1 protein-coding gene is annotated in these 514 nt (G+C 63.2%); it reads right to left on the bottom strand.

All coding sequences use genetic code 11. From position 1 onward, the window contains the following. The coding region (locus tag NS365_RS22925) for a helicase-related protein (protein WP_275477572.1) at positions 1 to 514 on the bottom strand (514 nt) is incomplete at both ends.

A 514-nucleotide genomic window follows, 5' to 3' on the forward strand; every position in this document is an offset into this window, starting at 1 on the left:
GCGGCCGATGCGGTGCACGTAGCTTTCCGGCTCTTCCGGCAGGTCGAAGTTCACGACATGGCTGATGTCATCGACATGGATGCCGCGCGCCACGATGTCGGTGGCCACCAGAACCCGCAGCTTGCCGGCATGGAACTCCGACAGAGCGCGCTGGCGCGCACCCTGGCTCTTGTTGCCATGGATCGCGAGCGCGCCGATGCCGGCCTTTTCCAGGTCTTCCGACAGACGGTTGGCGCCATGCTTGGTGCGGGTGAAGATGACGGTCTTCTCGAAGCCCGGCAGATGCTTGATCAGCCAGTGCTTCTTCATCTTCTGCGGGACGAGGAAGACGCTCTGGTCGATCTTCTCGACCGTCACGACCTCGGGCGTCACCTCGACGCGCACCGGGTTCTTCAGGAACTTGGCGGCCAGCGAAGCGATGTTGTCGGGCATGGTCGCCGAGAACAGAAGCGACTGGCGGCTCGTCGGCAGCATCTTCACGATGCGGGTGATGTCGCGGATGAAGCCCATGTCG

The organism is Aureimonas ureilytica (assembly GCF_001475935.1).
In the GTDB taxonomy this organism is placed as follows: domain Bacteria; phylum Pseudomonadota; class Alphaproteobacteria; order Rhizobiales; family Rhizobiaceae; genus Aureimonas; species Aureimonas ureilytica_A.